The sequence below is a fragment of the Deinococcus roseus genome (genome assembly GCF_014646895.1).
Taxonomy (GTDB): domain Bacteria; phylum Deinococcota; class Deinococci; order Deinococcales; family Deinococcaceae; genus Deinococcus_C; species Deinococcus_C roseus.
Genome location: NZ_BMOD01000001.1, coordinates 1 through 21,832, shown reverse-complemented (window position 1 = coordinate 21,832; position 21,832 = coordinate 1). Strand labels below are relative to the sequence as shown.

24 protein-coding genes and 1 pseudogene are annotated in these 21,832 nt (G+C 56.2%); 14 read left to right on the top strand and 11 right to left on the bottom strand.

Annotated features, from left to right (window positions below; translation table 11 throughout):
• The first annotated feature begins 219 nt into the window (after nucleotides 1-219).
• The 5 genes from IEY52_RS00125 (at nucleotide 220) to IEY52_RS00105 (ending at nucleotide 5,044) form a co-directional block, all read left to right on the top strand.
• Nucleotides 220-1,641 carry a glycoside hydrolase family 64 protein gene (locus IEY52_RS00125; protein WP_188997994.1) on the top strand — a complete coding sequence of 474 codons (1,422 nt, stop codon included), beginning with the start codon at nucleotides 220-222 and terminating at the stop codon, nucleotides 1,639-1,641.
• 391 nt (nucleotides 1,642-2,032) lie between these two features.
• Nucleotides 2,033-2,461 (top strand): division/cell wall cluster transcriptional repressor MraZ, encoded by a 429-nt coding sequence (mraZ, locus tag IEY52_RS00120; protein ID WP_188997991.1) that lies wholly within the window; start codon nucleotides 2,033-2,035, stop codon nucleotides 2,459-2,461.
• 8 nt (nucleotides 2,462-2,469) lie between these two features.
• A complete protein-coding gene (gene rsmH / locus IEY52_RS00115) occupies nucleotides 2,470-3,336 on the top strand; it encodes a 16S rRNA (cytosine(1402)-N(4))-methyltransferase RsmH (protein ID WP_188997987.1) in 867 nt (288 codons plus the stop codon).
• Complete coding sequence (locus tag IEY52_RS00110) at nucleotides 3,333-3,665, top strand: cell division protein FtsL (RefSeq protein ID WP_188997984.1); 333 nt, start codon at nucleotides 3,333-3,335, stop codon at nucleotides 3,663-3,665. Before rsmH ends, IEY52_RS00110 begins: the two co-directional genes overlap by 4 nt.
• The gene (locus tag IEY52_RS00105) at nucleotides 3,656-5,044 is read left to right on the top strand and encodes a peptidoglycan D,D-transpeptidase FtsI family protein (protein ID WP_188997981.1); all 1,389 of its coding nucleotides are present in this window, start codon (nucleotides 3,656-3,658) and stop codon (nucleotides 5,042-5,044) included. The genes IEY52_RS00110 and IEY52_RS00105 overlap by 10 nt, the downstream gene beginning before the upstream one ends.
• A gap of 93 nt (nucleotides 5,045-5,137) precedes the next feature.
• On the opposite strand, the gene IEY52_RS00100 is transcribed toward IEY52_RS00105, so the two are convergent.
• Together IEY52_RS00100 and apaG are read right to left on the bottom strand one after the other, a co-directional pair.
• Nucleotides 5,138-5,698 (bottom strand): hypothetical protein, encoded by a 561-nt coding sequence (locus tag IEY52_RS00100; RefSeq protein WP_188997978.1) that lies wholly within the window; start codon nucleotides 5,696-5,698, stop codon nucleotides 5,138-5,140.
• Nucleotides 5,699-5,794: 96 nt separating this feature from the next.
• A complete protein-coding gene (gene apaG / locus IEY52_RS00095) occupies nucleotides 5,795-6,157 on the bottom strand; it encodes a Co2+/Mg2+ efflux facilitator ApaG/CorD (RefSeq protein ID WP_188997975.1) in 363 nt (120 codons plus the stop codon).
• 89 nt (nucleotides 6,158-6,246) lie between these two features.
• Between apaG and IEY52_RS00090 the strand changes: the two genes are divergently transcribed.
• From IEY52_RS00090 to IEY52_RS00075, 4 genes are all read left to right on the top strand, one after another.
• Nucleotides 6,247-6,603 carry a hypothetical protein gene (locus tag IEY52_RS00090; protein WP_188997973.1) on the top strand — a complete coding sequence of 119 codons (357 nt, stop codon included), beginning with the start codon at nucleotides 6,247-6,249 and terminating at the stop codon, nucleotides 6,601-6,603.
• A 61-nt stretch (nucleotides 6,604-6,664) separates the two neighbouring features.
• Nucleotides 6,665-7,216, top strand: coding sequence for a GyrI-like domain-containing protein (locus IEY52_RS00085; RefSeq protein ID WP_188997970.1), 552 nt, complete (start codon nucleotides 6,665-6,667; stop codon nucleotides 7,214-7,216).
• A gap of 1 nt (nucleotide 7,217) precedes the next feature.
• Nucleotides 7,218-7,559, top strand: a complete 342-nt coding sequence (locus IEY52_RS00080; protein ID WP_188997967.1) for an RNHCP domain-containing protein — start codon at nucleotides 7,218-7,220, stop codon at nucleotides 7,557-7,559.
• A 9-nt stretch (nucleotides 7,560-7,568) separates the two neighbouring features.
• Nucleotides 7,569-7,745 (top strand): hypothetical protein, encoded by a 177-nt coding sequence (locus IEY52_RS00075; protein ID WP_188997964.1) that lies wholly within the window; start codon nucleotides 7,569-7,571, stop codon nucleotides 7,743-7,745.
• A 267-nt stretch (nucleotides 7,746-8,012) separates the two neighbouring features.
• Here IEY52_RS00075 and IEY52_RS00070 read toward each other — a convergent pair whose 3' ends face one another.
• The 3 genes from IEY52_RS00070 to IEY52_RS00060 all read right to left on the bottom strand — a co-directional run bounded on the left by IEY52_RS00070 (nucleotide 8,013) and on the right by IEY52_RS00060 (nucleotide 12,557).
• A complete protein-coding gene (locus IEY52_RS00070) occupies nucleotides 8,013-9,113 on the bottom strand; it encodes a prephenate dehydrogenase (RefSeq protein ID WP_188997962.1) in 1,101 nt (366 codons plus the stop codon).
• 298 nt (nucleotides 9,114-9,411) lie between these two features.
• Nucleotides 9,412-10,551 carry a low temperature requirement protein A gene (locus tag IEY52_RS00065; protein ID WP_188997959.1) on the bottom strand — a complete coding sequence of 380 codons (1,140 nt, stop codon included), beginning with the start codon at nucleotides 10,549-10,551 and terminating at the stop codon, nucleotides 9,412-9,414.
• 68 nt (nucleotides 10,552-10,619) lie between these two features.
• Nucleotides 10,620-12,557: a VWD domain-containing protein gene (locus IEY52_RS00060; RefSeq protein ID WP_188997956.1), complete on the bottom strand. Its 1,938-nt coding sequence runs from the start codon at nucleotides 12,555-12,557 to the stop codon at nucleotides 10,620-10,622.
• A 214-nt stretch (nucleotides 12,558-12,771) separates the two neighbouring features.
• On the opposite strand from IEY52_RS00060, the gene IEY52_RS00055 reads away from it, so the two are divergent.
• The gene (locus IEY52_RS00055; RefSeq protein WP_188997953.1) at nucleotides 12,772-13,446 is read left to right on the top strand and encodes an HAD family hydrolase; all 675 of its coding nucleotides are present in this window, start codon (nucleotides 12,772-12,774) and stop codon (nucleotides 13,444-13,446) included.
• A 115-nt stretch (nucleotides 13,447-13,561) separates the two neighbouring features.
• Here IEY52_RS00055 and eutC read toward each other — a convergent pair whose 3' ends face one another.
• The 3 genes from eutC to IEY52_RS00040 form a co-directional block, all read right to left on the bottom strand.
• The gene (gene eutC, locus IEY52_RS00050; protein WP_188997951.1) at nucleotides 13,562-14,323 is read right to left on the bottom strand and encodes an ethanolamine ammonia-lyase subunit EutC; all 762 of its coding nucleotides are present in this window, start codon (nucleotides 14,321-14,323) and stop codon (nucleotides 13,562-13,564) included.
• Nucleotides 14,320-15,705, bottom strand: coding sequence for an ethanolamine ammonia-lyase subunit EutB (locus IEY52_RS00045; RefSeq protein WP_188997948.1), 1,386 nt, complete (start codon nucleotides 15,703-15,705; stop codon nucleotides 14,320-14,322). Before IEY52_RS00045 ends, eutC begins: the two co-directional genes overlap by 4 nt.
• Nucleotides 15,706-15,954: 249 nt before the next feature.
• Nucleotides 15,955-16,359: an OsmC family protein gene (locus IEY52_RS00040; protein WP_188997946.1), complete on the bottom strand. Its 405-nt coding sequence runs from the start codon at nucleotides 16,357-16,359 to the stop codon at nucleotides 15,955-15,957.
• Between the two features lie 64 nt (nucleotides 16,360-16,423).
• Here IEY52_RS00040 and IEY52_RS00035 point away from each other — a divergent pair, with 64 nt between their 5' ends.
• The 4 genes from IEY52_RS00035 to IEY52_RS00020 all read left to right on the top strand — a co-directional run bounded on the left by IEY52_RS00035 (nucleotide 16,424) and on the right by IEY52_RS00020 (nucleotide 20,140).
• Nucleotides 16,424-16,819, top strand: a complete 396-nt coding sequence (locus IEY52_RS00035; RefSeq protein WP_188997943.1) for a hypothetical protein — start codon at nucleotides 16,424-16,426, stop codon at nucleotides 16,817-16,819.
• On the top strand, nucleotides 16,816-17,055 hold the full coding sequence (locus tag IEY52_RS00030; RefSeq protein WP_188997940.1) for a hypothetical protein: 240 nt from the start codon (nucleotides 16,816-16,818) through the stop codon (nucleotides 17,053-17,055). Before IEY52_RS00035 ends, IEY52_RS00030 begins: the two co-directional genes overlap by 4 nt.
• A gap of 63 nt (nucleotides 17,056-17,118) precedes the next feature.
• Nucleotides 17,119-17,907 carry a bifunctional DNA-formamidopyrimidine glycosylase/DNA-(apurinic or apyrimidinic site) lyase gene (mutM, locus tag IEY52_RS00025; protein WP_188997938.1) on the top strand — a complete coding sequence of 263 codons (789 nt, stop codon included), beginning with the start codon at nucleotides 17,119-17,121 and terminating at the stop codon, nucleotides 17,905-17,907.
• 109 nt (nucleotides 17,908-18,016) lie between these two features.
• Entirely contained in the window at nucleotides 18,017-20,140 is a 2,124-nt protein-coding gene (locus IEY52_RS00020; RefSeq protein WP_188997935.1) for a tetratricopeptide repeat protein, read from the top strand.
• A gap of 8 nt (nucleotides 20,141-20,148) precedes the next feature.
• Here the strand turns inward: IEY52_RS00020 and IEY52_RS00015 are convergent, their stop codons facing one another.
• From IEY52_RS00015 to IEY52_RS00005, 3 genes and pseudogenes are all read right to left on the bottom strand, one after another.
• A complete protein-coding gene (locus tag IEY52_RS00015) occupies nucleotides 20,149-20,814 on the bottom strand; it encodes a DNA alkylation repair protein (protein WP_229684582.1) in 666 nt (221 codons plus the stop codon).
• A gap of 5 nt (nucleotides 20,815-20,819) precedes the next feature.
• Nucleotides 20,820-21,167, bottom strand: a complete 348-nt coding sequence (locus IEY52_RS00010; RefSeq protein ID WP_188997932.1) for a DUF423 domain-containing protein — start codon at nucleotides 21,165-21,167, stop codon at nucleotides 20,820-20,822.
• A 222-nt stretch (nucleotides 21,168-21,389) separates the two neighbouring features.
• Nucleotides 21,390-21,832: pseudogene (locus IEY52_RS00005) on the bottom strand (type I phosphomannose isomerase catalytic subunit); the annotation flags it as partial.

The following is a 21,832-nucleotide window of genomic DNA, read 5'->3' as shown; positions in this document are numbered from 1 at the left end:
GTGGCCTGAACTTCAGGTCGCGCGAAAATCCCCGTACTGTTGCTGCCATACAGCAATGTCGCCTCTGCTGTGTTCTTTCTGCAGGGGGTGAAATCTGCTTGCACCAGCAGCGCACAAAGGGATTTCAGAAGGATTTCGAGGCGGTCCATTGTGCTGAGAGGTCTGGGAACGTCACTCAGTTTGCAGGACCCATTCGCCAGCACCACCGAAAGGAGCATCATGCACATTTCTCGATCTGTTGCTTTATTTGCCACCCTGACCCTCGCTCTGGCCGCCTGTGGACAGCCGACCCCACCCGCCGGTTCAGCTTCTCAGGCAGGCACAGTCATTCCCAACGCAGATTACACCCAGGGCGTGGCGGTCTCGGGCAGCACAGCAACCATCTGGTTCAAATCTGTGGTGAACACCACCTGGGTGGATGTGCACTACAAGGTCAACGGTGGAGCCCAGCAAAATTTTCGCATGACCTACAACAGCAGCACTGCCCGCTATGAAAAAACCCTGACGGTGGCCAGCGGAAACGTTCTCACCTACAACTTCACTTACAACAATGGCACCCCTGCCTACGACACCCCCCAGTTCTCCTACACCGTGGGAGGCACCACCAACCCACCCCCGCCCGTGACCTCGGGATCCATTTTCTCCATTGCTGCATCTTCCATTCCTGCCCCCACCGGAAGCGGCGTGATGACCTTCAAGGTGCTGAACGGCACCAACGGAGCCTACGCAGACAACAACATCTACTGGGGCATCCTGGGCATCAATCCTGCCAACGGACGCTGGAGCTACCTGGACCGCAATGGCGTGCTGCAACCCATCTCAAACGCGCTGAATGATGCCAGTGGCCACCTGGTCAAGAACAACATCAACTACGCCAACATCTACACCCGCATCAGCGAGGCCAACTGGGTCAGCATGCCCAGAATCACCTCCGGGCGCATGTTCCTCTGTGTGGGAAGCCCCTGCTACATCAAGACCTTTGACACGGGTTTTGCTGGCCCAGACATCAACAACCCCACCGACCCCAACCGCAGCATCTACTTTGACTTCATCGAGTTCACCGTGGACGCCACCGGTTACCACGGCAACACCACCCGGGTGGACGGCTTCGGATTCCCCATCCAGCATAGGCTGGTCAACAAAGCAGGCAACTACGACAAAACCGTGGGTGAACTGGAAAGCGAAACCCGCTCTGGCCTCTTCACCAAGTACCAGAACGAGGTGCCAGCCGAATTCAAACACCTGGGCACCCTGCAATCTCCCTACCGCATTGTGGCCCCCATCTTCGGGAACTTCAAAGCCGGGGGCAGTCAGGCCAACTACTTTGCGAGCTATGTGAACCAGTACTGGACCACCACCCCCACCAAACCCAACACCCAGGAAATCTTCCTGTGCAATGGCAATGCAGCCAATGCCCAGGCCTGTGCAGCGGTGAACCGTCACATTTACCAGACCCCCTCTGCCTGGAACACCCCCTCGCAGTATTACCTGGCTGGACCGGCCAACTACTACGCCAAGTTCTGGCATGACCACAGCTACAACAAACTGGCTTACGGTTTTGCTTACGACGATGTGAACCAGCAGGCCGCCTACCTGGAAGTCGGCGACCCCAAAGGCCTGATCATTCGCGCCGCCTGGTAAAACCCAGAATTTCAAGCTGTTCTCAAAAGAACCCCTTCAAAAGAACCCCTTCAAAAGAACCCCTTCAAAAGAACCCAGAGGCTTTGATGCTTCTGGGTTCTTTTTTGGGTCGATTCTGCTCCTGAAAAGTGCTGGTTTTTTGTTTCAATCAGAGCCATCCACCCCCATTCTGCTGGGGGAATGGGTGGGAATTCAGGGGAGGTTTTTGCCCTTCAGGGGGGACAAAGTGGAAGAAGTTTCATGAATCTGGAAGAAGTGGGGGAGAAGGTGGGGAATTGTGGTAAAAGGGGGGGAATTGTGGTAGCTTGATGCTTAGGTGACACAAAGATAACACGTCACTCAACTTACTCCTGAAGCTCAGATGCAACAGGGGTGGTGGAGATCTGCTGACATGCCCTTCGGAGAATACGATTACGCCATGGACGACAAAGGTAGAGTGGTCATCCCTCCTGCCTTCAGAGAGTTCATCGAAGATGGCATGGTGATCACCCGGGGCATGGAAGGTTGCCTTTACGTCTTTCCGCTCGATGTCTGGAAACGCCTGGAAGAGCAACTGGAAAAGTTGCCCCTCACAGACGCCCCCTCCAGGTCCTTCGTGCGGTTTTTTTACAGTGGAGCAAGCAAAAACCGCCTGGACAACCAGTACAGACTGTCCATCCCGCATCCCCTGCGTCAATTCGCCCAGCTGGAAACAGCGGTGGTGGTGGCCGGGGCGCCGAACCGTCTGGAATTGTGGAATCCAGAGCGCTGGAACCAGGTGCTCTCCGAGGTGCAAACCTCGCCACCCAAACCCGAGCTGCTGGACAACTTTATCGCCTGAGGAGCATCATGGAGTACAGTCACATTCCCGTATTGGCAAAAGAAGTGGTGGAGGGGCTTGATCCCCGTCCTGGCAAGGTGTTCATTGATGGCACCCTGGGCGGAGCAGGCCACACCCGACTGCTGCTGGAACAGGGCGCCCAGGTGTATGGAATCGATCAGGACCCTTTCGTGATTGGCCGCACCCCTGAGTTGCCCGGACTCACCGTCTTGCAGGGCAACTACCGCGACATGCTGGAACTGATGCAGCCCACCGGAATCACCCAGGTGGACGGCATCCTGCTGGACATTGGGGTTTCCAGTTTTCAGCTGGACGACTCCGCACGGGGTTTTTCCTACCACGAAGAAGCCCCGCTGGACATGCGCATGAGCCAGGAAGGCCTCTCTGCCTTTGAGGTCATCAACGAATACGACCCTGAGGACATTGCGGCCATCCTGTATGAATACGCAGAAGAACGCCACAGCCGCAGAATCGCCCGTTACATTGTGGAAGCCAGAGAGAAAAAACCCATCGAGACCACCACCGAGCTGGCCGCCATCATCAAGCGGGCCTACCCGGGTCAGCATGCCAGAGGCATCCACCCCGCCAGACGCAGTTTTCAGGCCCTCAGAATCCATGTCAACGACGAACTGGGTGCTTTAAAAGACGGTCTGGAAGCAGCAAAAGCCCTGATCAAACCGGGCGGCAGACTGGCTGTGATCAGTTTCCACAGCCTGGAAGACCGCATCGTGAAGCAATTTGTCAAAGGCAACCACGGCTTCAGACCCCTCACCAAGAGGCCCGTGGAGGCCAGCGAAGAAGAACTGGAAATCAACCCCCGCTCCCGCAGCGCCAAATTGCGGGTGGCAGAACGCAGCGAGGAGGGACAGGCGTGAGCTGGCAGGACCGGGCGGTGCGCTACATGCTGGTGTACTTCATTCTTGCCACAGTGCTGGTGGCCTGGAGGTACTTTCAGCGCGACCTTCCCACCCGGATTGTGGATTTGCAGGACCAGGAAGAGCAGCTGTACAACGAGCGCAGCAACCTCTCCATTGAACTGCAATCCCTCACCAGTCCGCTGCGCATCCGCGAATGGGCCGTCAAAAACGGAATGATTCCTTTCTCAAACGCCAAAAAAGAACAGGCCATCTTCGAAGCACCCTCCCAGGAAACCCTCACCATCCCACAACCCAAACCTCTGGAGGTTGAGACCCAGTGGAACTGAAACGCATCAAAATCCGCTCTAGAGTCCTGCTGGGCTTCAGCATCTTCATGTTCCTGATTCTGGTGTATGCCTACGCCAAGCTGGAATGGCACATGCCCAACCAGCCTGCCCTCAATCCCAACCTGGTGCGAGGACGCATCCTCACAGAAGACGGAACCATCCTGGCCCAGACCATTCCAGGTGCGAAATACGGTGAATTCAAACGCATTTATCCCCAGAAAACCCTGGCAGGACAATTGATTGGTGTGATGGGCACCGACCAGGGCCTCTCGGGCCTTGAGCGCTTCTATGAAGAAGAACTGCGGGCAGGGCACGATGTGATCACCTCCATTGACCCCTGGGTGCAGGCGATTGTGGAAGCCCACCTCAACACCCAGGCCACCGAAAACATGGGTGAATATGGCAGTGCCATCGTGCTGGACACGCACAGCGGGAAAATCCTGGCGGCCGCCACCTGGCCTCCCTTTGACCCCAACAAGTGGCGCTCTTACCCGGATTTCCAGAAGCAGTGGCAAAACCGTCCCTTCATGGACACCTATGAACCAGGCAGCGTGGTGAAAGCCCTCACGGTGGGTGCTGTGATGAACGATGGCCTTACCACCCCAAACAGCTGGTATGACACCCCCATGGCCCGCAAGATTGGGGGAGCCACCATCCACGATTCGGTGTTTCACCCCCCCAAACTGGACACCCAGCACATCCTGCGCTACTCCAGCAACATCGGGATCAGCCACCTGGTGGAAAATTACAGTGACCAGCAGATGTACGAATACTTCAAGGGTTACGGCATTGGTCAGGACATCCCGCTGGAGACCTTGCCTGCCCAGGGTGGCATCCTGTACAACTGGAAGAACTGGAAACTGATCCAGAAAGTCAACATGGGTTTTGGTCAGGGCCTCACCACCACCACCCTGCAGATGGCGGCTGCCTACAACGTGCTGGCCAACGATGGACGCTACATTGCCCCCTACCTGATCAGTGCAGACCGCATCCGGGAAGAACGGGAAGTGCTGCGCCCTGAAACGGCCCGCACCATGCGCACCATGCTCAGAAACGTGATCGAGGAAGGCATTCCCACCGCGGCCAGTGTTCCTGGATATCAGCTGGGAGGCAAAACCGGAACCGCCCAGGTGGTGGTGAACGGACGCTACTCCAGCGAAATTTACAACAGCGTTTTCGCAGGTTTCTTCCCCAGCAACCAGCCCAAAGTCACCATGGTGGTGATGGTGCACGGGGCCAAGAAAAACCACCACGGTTCACAGCTTGCGGCCCCCATCTTCCGGGATGTTGCTTCTGAAATGCTCTCTGCCTGGGGTTTGCCTCCAGAGTGGGACATCATGGCAGAGCAAAAAGAGATCCGACTCAACCGGAAACCCTGAAACATTTCAAGGCACCCCTTCAAAACCCCCCTTCAACCAGAAAAAGACCCGCAAACAATGCGGGTCTTTTTCTGGTTGAAGGGGGGTTTTGGGCTATTCCAGCACCATCAGTGAAGCATCTTTGATTTCTTGCAGCACCTGACTGGTGATGGATTTTCCACCCACCAGGGTGACCATGTTCCAGCCTGCTTTGAGGGACACATTCAGGCCTTTGTCTCCAGAAATGACGGTGTTGTCTGCGACATACACCATCACCACATTGGATTTGCCGGTCATCAGGGTGGTGTCCAGCAGTTTTTCGTTGCTGGAGTACTTTTTGTTGTTGTCCGAGTCAATGTAGGTGAAGAGTTTCAGTTCGGTGGTGGCGGTGCTGTTGCTGACCTTGACATTGCCCACCACACCAGGCCAGGTCAGGGTGTCGCCAGACAGTGACCAGAGGCCTCTGGCAGGAGCATCATCTGGCAGTTGCAGTGAAAAAGCGTTTCCTGACAGGGCCGTGCTGCTCCACTCGTATTGCGGGGTGCCAGAAGGATTGACCACAAAGACGGCCAGACGGGCGTTTGCCTTGACGGGTGTCTTGAGGGTGCCTTGCAGGTTCAGTGCCAGAGCACTGCTGGTGAGCATCATGACGAGGGTGAGGTTTATGCGGTTCATGGCTTCCCTGGCCTTTCATTTTCACAATAACACAGGGGGTCCTCATGTTGAATTGTAGCTTTGTTTAACTTCTGCAGGGAATTCATCTGGTGCCACTCAATTCAGCAACTCCCCTGGAAGCCTCAGGGTGAAAGCTGGGATCTCCACATGAAAGTTTTCTCCGTGCTGGTGCTTACACAGGTACTTGCCCTGCATCAGGGCTGGAACATTTCTGACCTGCACCCAGGAACTGTACTCAAAATGGGTGTTGCTCTCGATGATGGGTTGCAAACCCACCACGCCTTCGCCCTGCACCTCAGTGGTTTCTCCAAGGGCATCCCGGATGATCCAGTGTCTTTCCAGCACCTGGATGGGGTTGGCATGCAGGTTTTGAATCCAGATCAGGTATGAAAACACATACAGCCCTGTTCTGGAAGCATCCGGCCTGAATTCCGCAGTGACCCGCACAATCACACCCATGGTTCACACCATCTTATCTTTTTTTGGTTGTTAAAGAGGAGGTTGTGAGGCAGGACAACCTGGCAGGACAGCCTGGATTAAACTGAAGCATGCGGGTGATTCTGGCAGGATCCAGGGACCATGACCACTTTGATGACAGCGACCTTCTGAAAGCCATTTCGGACAGCTGTTTCGAAATCACTACAGTGCTGACCACAGGTGACACAGGTGTGGCTGAACTGGCTGCAGGGTGGGCCAGAACACATCAGGTTCCACTGGAGGTGTTTGCCAGGGATCCTCTGGATTCCAGCAAAGCTGCTGCAGCCAGACGCAACTCCAGAATGGCAGATCAGGCAGATGCACTGATCTGCTTGCACCATGGAACCAAAGGCACCTGGAGCATGATGCAGGAGATGCGCAGGCGCGGAAAACCTGTGTTTGAGGTGGCGTTTCAGGACCACACCTGACCGGACAACTGGGCAATACGTCCCTGTTGGCAGGCACAAAATCGGTATAGTGTTAAAAGATATGTTGCCGTACCGAGTTCAACACCGAGATGTCCCAGAGCAGCAGGTGATCTGCCTGCAGGGTGTGGTCAATGCTTTTGAGTTGCCAGCCTTTCTGCAACAGGGCCTCACCACACTGGCCCAGCATGCCACCCAGAACCAGACCGAAATCAGCGGGGCACCTTTCGTGCTTTACCATGAGCCTGTCAATGAGCAAGATGCTGGAGCCGTGGAATTGTGCCTTCCTGTGGAAAATGCAGTTCCACAAAGTGAAAGCATTTCTCTGAAATCAGACCGTGCCCACCGGGAGATGTTCGTGACCCTGAGTTTCCAGCAGGTGCAGGAAGGCAACCTGATGGGAGCCTATGAAAAAATCCGTCTGCTGATGCCAGGAAAGGGCCTTCGTGCAGAGGGCTCTCCCAGAGAGGTGTACTTCAACTTCAATCCTGCGCCAGAAGGTGAAGAAGCATTTCTGGATGTGGCTTTCACTGTGGTTCCCCAGGGCTGCTGTGGCGGGTCCCTGACCTGCGCTGGCCCTTCTGCAAATCCTGCAAATCCTGAACACCTCTGTTGACATGGGACGCAAATTTACCGTCCAGGGCACCAACCAGAATTTCACCTGCCAGAACTGCGGCTTTGAAGTGCCAGCCTTGCAGAACGGCAGTGTGCGCAACCACTGCCCCCGTTGCCTGCACAGTTTGCACGTGGACATCCAGCCCGGAGACCGTGCAAACCCCTGCAAAGGCATGCTGGAACCCGTGGCTGTAGAGCACAACGCCAAAAAAGGCTGGATCATCGTGCACAAATGCAAAAAGTGTGGCGAGGTGTCCCGCAACAAAGCAGCACTCGACGACCCCACCCCCGACGATTACGACCTGATCATCAAACTCACCCAGGACAGAGAACCCCTGCTTTAAGGAGAACACATGAATGAAGCTTTATGGGTTTTGATTGCCCTGCTGGTGGTGGTGCCTGCTGGCCTGCTGGTGCTGGTGAACACCACCCTGAAAGGCACCCACAGTGGAAAAACATTGAGAAACATTGCTTATTTGCAACTGGCTGTTGCCATGGTGGCCATTGCGGTTAAAATTGTGCGAGGATAAGATCCTGCTGTTTTGTTGGGGTGTGCGTTTGAGATTTTTGCGGGTGAGATCCCCCTGTCCCCCGTCAGCGTTGGGGAATTTCTCTTGTCCTACACCAATTCCCCAACGCTGACGGGGGAACCTTCGAGCGAATGCGAGAAGCAGGGGGATCTAGCCGTTCAGTGCTCCCAGACGCTCATCTTCACTCCAATCCTAAGGGGGAACGCCCAGAGCAAAGCGATGGGCAGGGGGATCTCACGTGGTCGCCCTCTCAAACACCTTACCCCTTCACATCGAAGACTGCCCCAGACCTCTGGGTCGGGTTTCGTAGCCCACGGCATTCAGGGCACCATGGGCCTTTTCCAGCAATTCGCCAGTTTCAAAGCCCAGACGCAAAGCTCCGCCCTCTTCCCGGATGGCCAGCACCTCAATGTCCTTGATGTTGATGCCCTTGTCGCCCAGGATGTTGGCGATGCGGCCAATTTCACCGGGACGGTCAGGAATGGCCACCACCAGATCAAAAAGCCCAGGGATCAGGCTGCGTTTCACGATGGGCAGGCTGTCTCTGGTGCGCTTGCCTTCCATGGCAGATTCAAACAGGGTTTCCGGGCTTTCCAGTTGCTCTTCCAGATGATCCAGTTCTTTTCTGAACCTGGAAATGGCTTCTTTCAGTGCATCTTTGTTGTTGATCACCATGTCGCGGCTCATGCGGGGGTCACCGCTGGCCACACGTGTGATGTCCCGGAAGCCCCCTGCAGCCAGCAAAGCCAGACGCTCATCCCGTGCCACCATGTGGGTCAGGGCGAGGGCGGTCATGTAAGGCAGATGGGAAATGGTGGCAATCAGCTGGTCATGCGCATCGGGGGGCATCACCACCGGATTGGCTCCCAGTTTGCTGACCAGCTGCTTCACCCGGTTGAGTAAGGGCAAAGAGGTGCGGGAGGTGGGGGTCAGGACCCAGATGGCGTTTTCCAGCAGGGAAGCCCGTGCTGCAGTCACCCCGGCCTTTTCGCTGCCCGCCATGGGATGACCGGGCACAAAGTTTCTGAGGTCGGAAAGGAGTTCCGTGACTTTGCCTTTGACACTGCCCACGTCGGTGAAAACAGCATCTTCACGGGCATGTTCGGCCAGATCACGGGCAATGCGGGCCAGCGATCCCACCGGGGTGGCCAGCATGATCAAATCTGCCTGGGACACCCAATCTCCGGGGGTGACATATCCCTCATCAATGACGCCCAGGGCCAGGGCCAGTTTCAGGGTTTCGGCATTGGTGTCATAACCAATGACTTTGTCTGCCAGAAAGCGGCCTTTGAGTCCGAGTGCGACCGAGCCACCAATCAGGCCCACACCAGCGATCACCACGGTTTTGAAGGGGTTGGGCGTCACCATACAGGGTAATGTACCACTTTTGCCAGGAAAGGGGGGGGAGTGGGTTTGGCAGAGGGCAGAAGGCAAATTGCCGAGGGCCGAGGGCCGAGAGCTGAAAGCTCAAGGCTTTTCAGGGGTGGCATGGCATTCCCATGGTTTTGATGGGTTGCAAGCAGAAGAACTCAGAACTTTGCTGGACAGCAGCTTTTGCAATATGGCCCTTTTGACTGCAAAAACCAGATCATTCAGTATGCCTTCTGCTTTCTGCCGTTTGCCCTCGGCCCTTGGCTCTCGGCCCTCGGCAATTTGCCTTCAGCCTTCATCCTTCTGCCTTCTGCAACTTGCTCTCCAGCACCAGCATCAAAACCAGCAGCAAGGTGAATCCAGAAAGCTGCACCAGATTTCCGACGTGCTGCAGCACAAAACCCAGCGCCAGCGCCAGCACAGCGAAGACAAATCTGAACTTCAGGCGGTCTATGCCCAGCCAGAACCGGAACAGCACATCTCCCAGCAGGTAAATGAAGAGCCCCAGGGCCAGCAGCATTCCGGGTTCAATCAGGGCGTGTTCTTCTTTATGCGACAGGAAGTTGTTCAGGCCGCCAGCACTGAAAATCACACCCAGCAGCATGATGTAGTGGGCATAACCATAGGCCCGAACAGCCATCACGCTGCGGGCTGGACCTTCCACGGATTCCATGGCCGCTTCGGCTCTGGGATCATCGGTTTCAAAGTAACTCCACCACAGGGCAGCGGTGAGCATCAGGCCCAGCAGGACTTTCAGGATCAGGTTTGCAGACAGGGTTTCTTCGCTGGCCCCTGTGCCCAGGGTGACAATGGATTCACCGAGGGCAATGATCATCACCAGTCCGTGCCGCTCCACAAAGTGGGCACTGCTGACCGAGAACCCTCGCACCCTGCCGATGATGGGACTGAGCACCTGAATCAGGAAAGCTCCTCCCCACAGCCACCAGTCCCATTCGGCATGAACAAAACCTGCCAGCAAAACCAGAGCGGCACTGATCAGGTTGAAAGGGGCGATGCTGAAAATGGCCCTGGCAGAAGCTGCAGACTGTGCACGGGTGAACAGGAAGGCGTGAATGCAGGTGATCAGCAGGTAAGCCACCCCGAACAGAAAGCCACCCCCATCAAAAGCCTTTGGCACCGAAATGGCGACCATCAGAAAACTGCCCATGCCCAGCAGCAGCAAAAAACGGTTGAGGGTGCGTCCGGTGCTGACGTTGTTGGTGAGCCAGGCGTAACCTCCGTACATCCACCAGGTGACGCCCAGAATGAGGGCTGCCTTTGCAAAATCCAGAGCGTCATGGGGATGGGCCACCAGATGGGTGACCTGCGTGATGATGAACACAAAAACCAGATCAAAAAACAGTTCCAGGGTGGAGACCCTGAGGTTGGTTTCACCCTGAGAAGCTGGAGCTTCACTCACATGAGGTTCAGTCACGGTTTGAGTATAGGAGATCCCCCCACGGCTGTGGAGGGATCTCGGAAGAAGGTGTTGGATTTTGAAGATCAGTTGCCCTGGATGAAGATCTTGAAGCAGTTGCCGTTGTTGTTTTCCAGCCATTCGGTGATCTTGTTGCCCGCGTCCACTTTGGCGCAGATGTAGTAGTTGCCGGTGGGGGTGTCTTTGGGGATGCCTGCGCCGATGGGGTAGGTCTTGCTGGCTCCGGCACCCAGGTCATCGGTGTTGCTGGCCCGGCCACCCAGCAGCAGCACATCTTCACTGTAGTTTGGAGAGTAGATGGCCCAGGTGTTGGGGGTGACGGTGTCCGTGGAGAGGATCAGGTCCAGCATGTATCCGTTCACTCCGGCGGTCAGGGTGCCTTTGGCGGTGCCGTTTCCAACGTTGTAGGCAGTCATTTTCACGAAGGCACTGATGTCTTCGCCAGCGTGGGCTGCAGAGGGTCCAGAGACGGCCACTTTCAGGTCAGGAAGCAGGATCTTCACGGGAATCACGGGAGCAGCGGCTTTCTTGGCGCTGTCGATGAACTGGGGGTTTCCGGTTTGCACCAGGTCGATGGCGCAGGCTTGCAGCAGCAGGGGATCCACCACACCATTGTTCTGGCACTGGGTCTTGGCGTTGGTTTCCTGCACCGAGGTCATGGCAGGCAGGGCCGAGGGGAAGTTGGGGACGTTGAACCCGCCGAAGGCTTCTCCAGCACCGTAGTAGAACAGGGACTGGGCTGGGGAAGGAACACGCCAGCTGTCTGCGTAGGTGGTGTACATGGTGTTGAAGTCGATGGGGTTGGGGAGCACCACGCCGTTTCTCAGCTGGAAGTCGTTGGCGGTGTTGCCGTCAAAGTTGCCGAGGAGGCCACGAACGCGGGTCTGTGCACTGGGGGGCAGGATCAGCTTCACATCAATGTAAGCGCCGTTCAGGGTGGCTTCCATCTTCTCGCCGGTGGGGTAGCTGAAGGTGTACTTGTTGCCTGCCTGGGTGACGATGTACCCTCCGCCCATGTTCAAACCGCCTGCCGGAATGTTGGTGGGGGTGCCTGCAGGACCGATGTGCAGGTTTGGTGCGGCTCCGACATAAATTCCTGCTTTGAAGCCGTTCATGGAGGTGGCGACGGCGGTGTTCACGCTGACGGTGCTGCTGCCGCCCCAGGGGCGCTGGCGCACCTGCACCCGGAAGGGGTTCACTGTGGAGAGGCTCAGGTCAAATTCACCGGTGCTCTGGAATTCAATGCCCAGACCGTCACAGCTGGTCAGGTGGGGATCGCCCCAGCTGGTGCAGATGGTGCTGTTGGCGGGTGCAGTGGTGATGTCGATGCCTTTTTCATTGCCGTTGCGGATGGCCATTCTGGATCCGCTGGCAAAGGGACCACTGAAGGTTTCGGTGCCGTCGTTGTAGGCGTAAACGCGGATTTTCACGGCTTTGTCGGCGGGCAGGGTGCCAGCGGGAATGGTGTAGTTGTGGGTGGTGCCAGGGAGGTCGGGGGAATTCCAGCCGGTTCCGCATCCCACACCACAGGACCAGGTGGCGCTCACCACGATGCGGTCCGGGTCGATGGCGTAGCTGCTGTTCCAGGCCACGGGCAGGGGAGAAGCAGCATTCACGGTGGTGGCAGCCACCGGAGCGTTCACAACAGGTGCTCCGGGAACCCAGTCTCTGGCCTGCACGATGCCATCCGGGGTGCGCACAGCCAGCGTGATGCCGTTGCCCACAGCCACTGCAGAGCCCAGATTGCCCTGGTACAGCCCGCCAGAGGTGTGGGGCATGTTGATGGTGTTGACCCGCACGTCGGCTCCGGTGTAACCCACGCCTCCGGTGGTCACGCGAATGTTCTGGTAAAGGGGACCCATGTCGGTGCCCCGCACCAGGTAGGTGGCGGCCTGCTGGGAAATCTGGTTTTCGGTGGTGGACCCAACGGGAGGGGTGCTGTTACAGGATGCGAGAATGAGGGTGAGGGTCAGTGCACTGAAGGCTGGAATGTGCTGTTTCATGGTCTTCCTCCTCTGCCCCCCTGAACTCTTCAGAAGGGTGGCCCGAGATCTGGAAGTTGAAGGGAAGGAACTTCAGATCTCTTTGTTGTTTAGAGGATACAAAGTCGCTGTTGAACACCCCCTGAACGAAGCATGAACACCCATGGGTGCTGTTCAGATGTTGTCCAGAAGCATGTTTTCCTGTGCGTCAAAATGAAGGCATGAAGGTGAATGGATGAAACTTCTGATCTGGGATTTTGATGGAACACTGGGCCATCGGGAAATGGATTTCAAAACGGCATGGAGCACCACAGCAAAAGAACTTCTGGCAGAGCACCATCCAGAAATTGCATATACGGGCGGCATGCTGGGTGCAGGTTTTCCCTGGCACACCTGGGAAACCCCCCATGAAAACCAGCATCCAGACGATTACTGGAACCAGATTGCACAGGTGTACCACCAGCTTTTTGAAACGTTGGGCCTTCAGAAACAGGCCCCTGCCCTCAGCCAGAAAGTGCGCTCCCAGTTCTGTGACCTTCAAAAGTGGCACCTCTACCCGGACACCCTCGCTGTGCTGGAAGCGCTGGCTTTGCAAGGTTACACCCAGGTGATCCTGTCCAACCATGTGCCAGAACTGGAGCAAATCGTGAGGCATCTGGGTCTGTCCAGGGTTTTTGACCACATCTTCAGCAGTGGCACCACCGGATTCGAAAAACCCCACCCGGAAAGTTACCAGATGGTCTTGCGAAAATACCCTCAGGCCACCCGGGTGACCATGCTGGGAGACAACCGCAAAGCAGATGTGATTGAACCCCAGAAGCAGGGCATCCGGGGCATTCTGGTGCGGGCTGTGGACATCGAACTTCTCAGTGTTCCCGGGCTGGATTGCCTGTTGCAAGGCGTTCTTTAAAGGATTGGCACTTTAAGATGTGTGGAAAGGGTCCATCTTGCTGTGAACTGTAAGCTGAAAACTGTAAACTTCTCCACCGACCTTGCCCATCCATTCTTTTGACATGCGCTTCAGGTCAATCTGTGAGCATGTGGGTGCCAGATTCGTCTTTGAGCTGCACCCCACTGAATTGCAACCGCAGGGCCTCTCGGACCAGAAAAAGCAGAGACTGGATGGCGGTTTCATCTGAAAGGCCTTTTGGGTTGATGTTGGACACGCAGTTGCGCTCTGAATCCATGCGGCCCTGTCTGGGGCCATAGGTCAGGTAAGCCCCCAGGCTGTCGCTGGAAGAGAGTCCGGGCCTTTCCCCGATCAGCAGGATGGACAGTCTGGCCTGCAGGAGTTCCCCAATTGGATCGGCAAGGGCGACCCTGGCCTGGGAAGCCAGCACCAATGGAGCCACTGAAAATCCGTTTTGCTGCAAAGCCAGCACCAGTTTGAGGGCCATCCTGACAGCATGCTGGTTGATGGCTGTGGCAGACAGGCCATCCCCAATCACGATCACCACATCTCTTGTTGCCAGTTGCATGTTTTGCAGTTTCTCTTGATCTTCAGGATGCAGCAACCTTCCCAGATCGGGCCTTTTGAGGTACTGGGTGCGGTCTGAGGCCTGAGAATGCACCTGCAGCACTTTCAGATGTTGGGCTTCCAGTTGCTGCTGTATGCCCACAAAATCCGCCGGCTGGTGAATGGCATCTCTGGCTGCAGCATGGGACAGCTGGAAATTCAGGGTCTCAGCTGTGGTGACCGCATGTCCCACCCGTTCCAGCCCCACCCTGGCATGGGTGAACTGTTTCAGGAGGTCCAGGAAGGCAGGTTTTTCTGGAGGGTCGTTCATGCCCGTCCTCCTGAAGGCAGGGCCAGGTTCAGCAGGTTTGCAGGGATGTTCGGGGCCAGTTTGCCACCATTGGTGATCTGAAAGCGTTCCATCCAGGCTTCAAATTCCGGGGCAGGTCTCAGTCCAAACACATCCCGCACATACCAGGCATCGTGGAAAGAGGTGCTCTGGTAATGCAACATGATGTCGTCTGCTCCCGGCACCCCCATGATGAAATTCACTCCAGAAGCCGCCAGCAAAGTCAACAACACGTCCATGTCGTCCTGGTCTGCCTCGGCGTGGTTGGTGTAGCAGATGTCCACACCCATGGGAAGGCCCAGCAGTTTCCCGCAGAAGTGGTCTTCCAGACCTGCCCGGATGATCTGCTTGCCGTCATAGAGGTATTCGGGGCCAATGAATCCCACCACCGTGTTGACCAGATGGGGATTGTACAGGCGGGCCAGACCATAAGCCCGTGCCTCCAGGGTTTGCTGGTCCACGCCATGGTGGGCCTCTGCAGAAAGTGCGCTTCCCTGTCCAGTCTCGAAGTACATGATATTGTTGCCCACCGTGCCCCTGTTCAGGGAAAGCCCGGCCTGATGGGCTTCATGCAGCAAGCCAGTATCGATGCCAAATCCCTTGTTGGCTTTTTCTGTGCCTGCAATGCTCTGGAAAATCAGGTCCATGGGTGCGCCTTTTTCGATGGCCTGAATCTGGTTGGTGACATGGGTCAGCACACAGGACTGGGTGGGCAAGTCCAGCTTCAGCCTCAGGTCGTCCATCAGGTTCAGCAGGTTGCAGACGGAATCCACCTGATCCAGTGCCGGATTGATGCCCATCACTGCGTCCCCGATGCCCAGCATCAGACCGTCCAGCATGGAAGCCAGAATGCCTTTTGGATCATCGGTGGGATGGTTGGGTTGCAGCCGTGTCGAAAAGTGCCCCTCCAGACCCACCGTGCTGCGAAAAGCCGTGACCACCCGGCACTTGCGGGCCACGGTGATCAGGTCCTGATTGCGCATCAGTTTGCTCACCGCTGCTGCCATTTCCGGTGTGATGGCCCACTTGAGGTCTGTCAGTTTTTCGGTGGTGGTCTGGGGGTCCAGCAGAAATTCACGGAATTCGCCCACGGTCAGGGAAGCAATCTCCTGAAATGCAGCCCGATCATGGGAGTTCACAATCAGGCGGGTGACTTCATCTTCCTCGTAAGGAATGAGCAAATCCTGCAGGAACACCGTCAGGGGCAATTCGTCCAGCAGGTGCCTTGCTGCCACCCGTTCGGTCTGGGAAACGGCAGCCAGACCAGCAAGATGGTCCCCGGATTTCTCTGGAGACGCTTTTGCCAGCAGGGTTTTGAGGTCTGCAAAAAGGTGGGTGGTCTGGCCCAGCTTGATTCGGTGCATGTGTTGCCTCCAGAAGAAAAACCTGATCGTCTGCCAGCCCTGAATGCTGCTTCTGGATGACACTGTAAAGCATTTGACAGAAGAACAGGAGGTGGTCCCTCTGGGGTGTTGTTCCACAAAACAGACCCTGGGGTGCGTTGCAAAGGCCAGTCCTGATCATGGAGGTGGAATTTTGAAAAGCGAAACACCAAAAAACACCCGGAATGGATGTCCGGGTGTTTCAGCCCTGGATTGCTTTTCCAGAGTGGATCAGTTTTCCACTTCGGCAGTCACTTCCACGGGAAAATTCAGGGAAGCGGCCACAGAGCAGTATTTTTCGTGGGAAAGATGGGCAGCTTTTTCAAGTTGTTCTTTTGTGACCCCAGGACCACTGCCAATGTGTTTCAGGGTGACTTTGATGTATCTGGCAGGGATGCCCTCGGCCCGTTCGCCTTCGGCCTCGATGCGGTAGGTGGCGAGGGGGGTCTTGCGTTTGCGCATGATCTCCACCACATCCACGGCGGTGCAGGCGGCCAGAGCGCCCAGCAAGGCCTCCATGGGTCGCACGCCCACCTTCACATCACTGTTGTCAAAGAGCACCTGTTGCCCTGTTTCGTTCATGCCCACGTAACGCTGTTCTCCGAGGTGATGCAAAACCATTTTCTTCACAGCCATGAGCAACAATGTAACAGATTGAGTACGGGACATTGAGAGCCCATATACCCTTTAAGATGAAGGAATGCGCAGTGTTCGTGTTCTTCTGACAACCATGGTGGGGATGGCAGGCAGCCTGGTGGCTTATGGAGCGGTGTACAACCACTTCCGGCCCCATGCAGGCATTGCCGATCCAGCGCTGGCTTATCGCATGGTTCCTCTGGAGCTGCTTTTTGGTCTGCTGATGGGCTGGTGGGTGTTTCAGGCTTTTGGCAACAAATTGCAGGCTGCTGCTGCCCCCAGGGCAGACATCCAGGAACGCATGCTGTTCCGCCTGCTGGCCCGCAAAAGAAAAATCACCTTGCAGGACATCCGGGATTCCAGTCCTCTTTCTGAGCAGGACGCCCAGCAGTTGCTGCAGAAATGGATGGCAGAAGGCAAAATCCGTGAAGTGGGCCAGCAGGAGTTCGTGCTGAATTGAGCACCCCGGATGGTCTCTTCGACACCATCGTCAACCGGGCAGATGGTTTCCTGAGGATCTCCAGACCCACCAACCGTCTGGAAGCCCTGCACATCTGGCATGCCCGCACCCGTTTTGCCAGACGGGTCCCTCTTGAGGTGCTGGTCAGAATTCTGGACGCCAGACCTGCAGGAGAGGTGCACTGGTCAGGAGGGTTGCAGGGTTCCTGGCAACCGGGAACGGCACGTTTTCCCTGAGCAGGGACCATTCCCTCACGGATTGCAATTTCTGCTATGTTCTTGGCGTAAAATAAAACCCTTATGCCAGAGTTGCCAGAAGTGGAAACCACCCGCAAGCTGATCGAACCCTTTGTGCTCGGTCAGGTGATCGAGGCCATCGACCACGAAAAAAACCACCGTTACACCGACCTCGCCAATGTGGTCGGGAAACGCATCACGGAACTCACCCGCCGTGGAAAGTACATCATTGCCCACTTTGAAGAGCCCCTGGAGATGATTGTCCATCTGGGCATGACTGGAGGCTTCCGTTTGCAGGAAGGCAAACACACCCGGGTCACCCTGAAAACCGCAAAAGGCACCGTGTATTTCCAGGATGCCCGCAAATTTGGCAAATGGCAGGTGGTCCCAAAAGGGGAGTATGCAGCCCTGCCCACCCTGCATGAGATGGGTCCAGAACCCCTCAGCGATGACTTCAAGCTGGAAGACTTCGTGAAGGAAATGCGTCATGCAGGCAAGGTCAAACCCCACCTGATGTCCCAGAAACCTGTGGCTGGACTGGGCAACATTTACGCCGATGAAGCGCTCTGGCACGCCCAGATCCACCCGGAAGCGGTGAACCTCTCAGAGGAACAATCCACCCGTCTGTACCACGCCATCCGTCAGGTGATCGCCCGTGCTGTTGAAGCCGGAGGCAGCACCCTTTCAGACCAGACTTATGCGCAACTGGATGGGAATCCTGGTTATTTCCAGCTGGACCATGTGGCCTACGCCAGGGATGGGAAGCCCTGCAAGCGGTGCGGCACCCCTCTGGAGAAATACTGGCTGGCCCAGCGGGGAACCCATTACTGCCCCACCTGTCAGAAGCTTTAAAGTTCAATTCAGTCAGAACGGGCAGGCTGTAGAGGCCTGCCTTTCTTGTGAAAGGTTTAGATCCCGCAATGCACACCGTTTTCACCGAACTGGTGAGGTAACATGGACCATGCTTGCAAAACACCTGATGTTAAGTTTGATGCTCAGTGGTGCCGCCTTTGCACAGTCCAGAGGAGCCGTCAGCTGGTTTCATCCTGGTTCTCCTCAGGATGCTGAGACAGCGGCATTGTTGTCTTATGATATGGCCGTCAATTTTGGCCTGTTGAAGCCTTACCAGACCCAGGTGTTTGCTGCCCCCCTCCTGACCCCTCAGGGACCCCAGTTGCCCATGGATGTGCTGTACCAGGAAGGTTTTACAGAACCCACGCTCCCAGAACACCTGCTGGTGCTGCAAGACGCACTGGGTGTGAAGACCGTGATTGGGGGTCAGGTCAAAGGGGGAGAGGTGGTGTTGCTGCTGCGTCAGGGAGACCAGGACCAGCAAGTTACTGTCACGGCAGATCCCAAAAACCTCAGAACCGCCACACTCAAAAAAGTGGCGGAACTGCTGAAGACCTCTCTGGTGATCCCCAAACTGGCTCCTGCAGCACTGGCTGCACCGCTGCAGGATCTGGAAAAACTGGATTTGCTCTCTGCCGTGGCCCCTTACAAAGATGCCAAAGATGCCGCTGTCAAGGCGTTCTTTGACACCCTGATTGCCCCAAAAAACACCCTGGATGTGGCCTATCAGGCCATCTTGCAGGGCCCCAAACAACTGCTGGATCTGGATGTCAAAGAGGCCCCCAGCCTGGTCAGTTATCAGGCCCTGTATCTGGAGCAGAACGGACAGACCACAGCAGCCCTGGATCTGCTGGCAAAATCCAAATTCCCCTATGCCCGCACCCTCTCAGAAGTGATTGCCATGACCCGTGGGCAGGAATTGCCTGAAAACTGGCCGCCTGAGAAAAGGGGTGTGCTGACTGCAGCACAGGCCGTGATCCTCAAGAACACCGGTGTGACTGTGAAAGACACCCGTGAAGCCCTCTACCAGTTCTTGCCCCATTCTGAGTACGCCCTGTCTGAATACAGTTTCCTGGCCTTTGACCAGAACAATTTTCAGGCAGCCCGCACGGTGCTGGAGCGTCTGGTTTCCATCAATCCCAACAAACCCCTGTACCACACCAACCTGGGCTGGGCACAATACAAAACAGGAGATGCTTTAAAAGCGTTGCTGTCCACCAACAAGGCCCTGCAGATCAACCCCGAAGATGAAATTGCTGCCTACAACCTGGGGCTTTACAACTTCACCCTGGGCAATGATGCAAGTGCCCGTCAGGCCTACGATTATGCCTTCAGTCTGGGAAGCTACAAAGACACCCAGATGGCCCTTGCTGACCTGGAAGAAAGTCCGGATCCCAGATCCCACTTCTACAGCGGGGTGCTTTACGAGCAACTGGGCAATTTCCCCAAAGCTTTCCAGAACATCAAACAGTACATGACCCTGACCCTGAGCGCATCAGAGCAGGAGAATGCCCAGGGCATCGCAGACCGGGTGGATCAGGCCCACTGTGACTTTGAATTGAAAGACCAGCCCTGGTTCACGGTCAAAGGGGAAGCCATCCAGCAGATCAAGCAAGGCGAGTTCTTGCAGGCGAACTTCAATGTGCGTTGCTCGGTGGTGTTGCCCATGCCCGTGACCGTGAAATACACCCTCAGCCAGAACGGAGAGGTGTACTCCGCAGCAGAATTCACCCCTGCCCTGAAACCTTCCACACTGGGCTTCCGCATTTCTGAGCCCCTCATTCCCTTGCAGGAAATCAAAGAAGGAGAACTGAAAAGTGAAATCCAGGTGACCGGAGCCAACGGGGTCACAAAGACCTTCACCCAGATTTTCCAGGTTCAGGGGCAGGCCACCCTGCTGGAGCGCCTGAACAGTGCAGGCCTGCAGATGGTCAACCTGTATGGCAATCCTGTGGTGAACAAGGACCCGGTGGCAGACCTGGGCAGACAGTTGCAAACCCTGTTTCAGGACCCGGTGCGTTTCAAAGCCATGTACCCCGGTCTGAGCGCCGAACAACTGGTGCAGGTGCAGGCCATCACACCAGAGAAAATCCAGCAGGTGCTGGACCAGGTGCTGGCCCGGGTGGGGGCAGATGTGGCTCCTGGCAGCAAAATTTTCTTCCCGGATGTGTACATCTCTTACGTGTTGCAACCTGAAGCCCAACCTGCAGAAGACCAGCCTGCAGCGCCCTGAAAAAACGCTTAAAAGTGCTTTAAAGCCTCCCTGACCGTCAACCCTGAGAAGCGTGCCCGGTTTGCCTGAACGAACTGCAGCACCTTCTCGGGACTGGTTTTGGCGTATTCCCGCAGTGCCCACCCGATGGCTTTGCGGATGAAGAATTCGGTGTCGCTGGCATTGTGCAGGGCATATGCAAAAAGCCTCGCTTCATCGGTGTGCTTTTTGTAACTCAACTGGTGCAAAATGGCGGTTCTTCTGACCCAGAAATCCTGATCCTGGCTCCACACATCCATCTGGGGCAGCAAATCTGCATCCTGTCTGACCAGATGCCCCACCACCCGGGAAGCCAGCACATCCACGGTGTCCCACCAGGAATGCAACTGGATAAGCGAGCGCACCCTTTGCAGGTCTGTGGCCTGTAAAGCTTTGACATGCTGGCCCAGCACATCCACCCCCACATACTGGTGTTCCCGTTCAGGCAGCGTCCACAACATTTCTGCTGCCATCAGGGCTTCTGCTGGTTCAAGGGCACGCACCAGAGGTCTGGAAAGGGCGGTGCGCTCAGGCATTTTGATGCCCAGAAAAGCAAACCTGTCTTTCATGTATTTTTGCATTGGAACAGCCTGCTCAGGATCGCGCATGGCTTCCATCTTTTCTTGCACAGCAGCCACAAAATCATTGGCATTCAAGGGGTTCACATCCGGGCTCTGCGGGCATCCAGAGCCACCATCACCCAGCCCACAATTTGCAGCACCCCACCAATGGGTGTGATGGCCCCCAGCACCTTGATTCCGGTCAGGGCCAGCACATACAGGCTGCCAGAGAAGATGAGGGTTCCAATGAACAAAAACAAAATGCCCTTGCTCTGAAAGCGCGCTGCCCCTAAAGCCAGCAAAGCCAGCGCATGGTACATCTGGTAACGCACCCCGGTTTCAAAGGTGGCCAGCACATCAGGAGAAAGCATGGATTTCAGGGCATGGGCACCAAAGGCACCAAAAGCCACCGCAAGGGCACCCATCAGGGCAGCATAAAACAGGGTCATCCTGAGATTATAGGGTTCAGGTGTGCTGGACAGATGTCCTTGAGGGCAAGAAGAAGGCAGAAGGTTGAAGGCAGAAGATCTGGATCCACACCTGCAGGGGCGAGCGGGCCGAGGGACCAACATGCGGTCCCTCGAACAGCCCAAGACGGCAGGCCTCGCCCAAATGGAAGAAATTTCAAACGAGGATGTAGGGGTGCTCCTGGCAGGCGTTTCAAACCCAGTTCAAGGCAAGCTGGAACGCAGTGCCCGCACCTGAGCGGTTCTGGCTTTCACGGTGTACCGGGCAGGCTGGGCTGGAACCAGCACCGTCTCAAATTGCCTCAGAACCACGGTTTCTGTTCCACACTGCACTTCTGCTTCGCCCTCAATCACCGTGATGACATGGAAGCTTTCACCAGTGGTTTCCAGAATCAGGGGAGAGGAGGTGGTTTGCAGCAGTTCGGTCAGGAAGTATTCGCTCTGGACCACGGGTTGCAAATCGGTTTCTGCCAATGGGGGCTGGTGGGTGACCTGACCGGAGAAATCTGAGCGGGTGACGGCGGCAGATTCCTGCAGGTGCAGTTTCCTTCCAGCACTGGCGGGTCTGTCCCAGTCGTACACCCGGTAGGTCAGGTCGCTGGTTTGCTGCACCTCGTAAATGAACAAGCCTGGACCCAACGCGTGCA

Excerpts from the sequence above, each read along its gene's own strand:
- IEY52_RS00045 (WP_188997948.1), bottom strand. The coding sequence starts at position 15,705 with ATGCACCGAATCAAGCTGGGCCAGACCACCCACCTTTTTGCAGACCTC.
- IEY52_RS00080 (WP_188997967.1), top strand. The coding sequence starts at position 7,218 with ATGGGACGCAAATTTACCGTCCAGGGCACCAACCAGAATTTCACCTGC.
- IEY52_RS00040 (WP_188997946.1), bottom strand. The coding sequence starts at position 16,359 with ATGGCTGTGAAGAAAATGGTTTTGCATCACCTCGGAGAACAGCGTTAC.
- IEY52_RS00125 (WP_188997994.1), top strand. The coding sequence starts at position 220 with ATGCACATTTCTCGATCTGTTGCTTTATTTGCCACCCTGACCCTCGCT.
- apaG (WP_188997975.1), bottom strand. The coding sequence starts at position 6,157 with ATGGGTGTGATTGTGCGGGTCACTGCGGAATTCAGGCCGGATGCTTCC.
- IEY52_RS00075 (WP_188997964.1), top strand. The coding sequence starts at position 7,569 with ATGAATGAAGCTTTATGGGTTTTGATTGCCCTGCTGGTGGTGGTGCCT.
- eutC (WP_188997951.1), bottom strand. The coding sequence starts at position 14,323 with ATGAACGACCCTCCAGAAAAACCTGCCTTCCTGGACCTCCTGAAACAG.
- IEY52_RS00100 (WP_188997978.1), bottom strand. The coding sequence starts at position 5,698 with ATGAACCGCATAAACCTCACCCTCGTCATGATGCTCACCAGCAGTGCT.
- IEY52_RS00020 (WP_188997935.1), top strand. The coding sequence starts at position 18,017 with ATGCTTGCAAAACACCTGATGTTAAGTTTGATGCTCAGTGGTGCCGCC.
- IEY52_RS00035 (WP_188997943.1), top strand. The coding sequence starts at position 16,424 with ATGCGCAGTGTTCGTGTTCTTCTGACAACCATGGTGGGGATGGCAGGC.
- IEY52_RS00060 (WP_188997956.1), bottom strand. The coding sequence starts at position 12,557 with ATGAAACAGCACATTCCAGCCTTCAGTGCACTGACCCTCACCCTCATT.
- IEY52_RS00055 (WP_188997953.1), top strand. The coding sequence starts at position 12,772 with ATGAAACTTCTGATCTGGGATTTTGATGGAACACTGGGCCATCGGGAA.
- IEY52_RS00070 (WP_188997962.1), bottom strand. The coding sequence starts at position 9,113 with ATGGTGACGCCCAACCCCTTCAAAACCGTGGTGATCGCTGGTGTGGGC.
- IEY52_RS00085 (WP_188997970.1), top strand. The coding sequence starts at position 6,665 with ATGTTGCCGTACCGAGTTCAACACCGAGATGTCCCAGAGCAGCAGGTG.
- mutM (WP_188997938.1), top strand. The coding sequence starts at position 17,119 with ATGCCAGAGTTGCCAGAAGTGGAAACCACCCGCAAGCTGATCGAACCC.
- rsmH (WP_188997987.1), top strand. The coding sequence starts at position 2,470 with ATGGAGTACAGTCACATTCCCGTATTGGCAAAAGAAGTGGTGGAGGGG.
- IEY52_RS00090 (WP_188997973.1), top strand. The coding sequence starts at position 6,247 with ATGCGGGTGATTCTGGCAGGATCCAGGGACCATGACCACTTTGATGAC.
- IEY52_RS00010 (WP_188997932.1), bottom strand. The coding sequence starts at position 21,167 with ATGACCCTGTTTTATGCTGCCCTGATGGGTGCCCTTGCGGTGGCTTTT.
- mraZ (WP_188997991.1), top strand. The coding sequence starts at position 2,033 with ATGCCCTTCGGAGAATACGATTACGCCATGGACGACAAAGGTAGAGTG.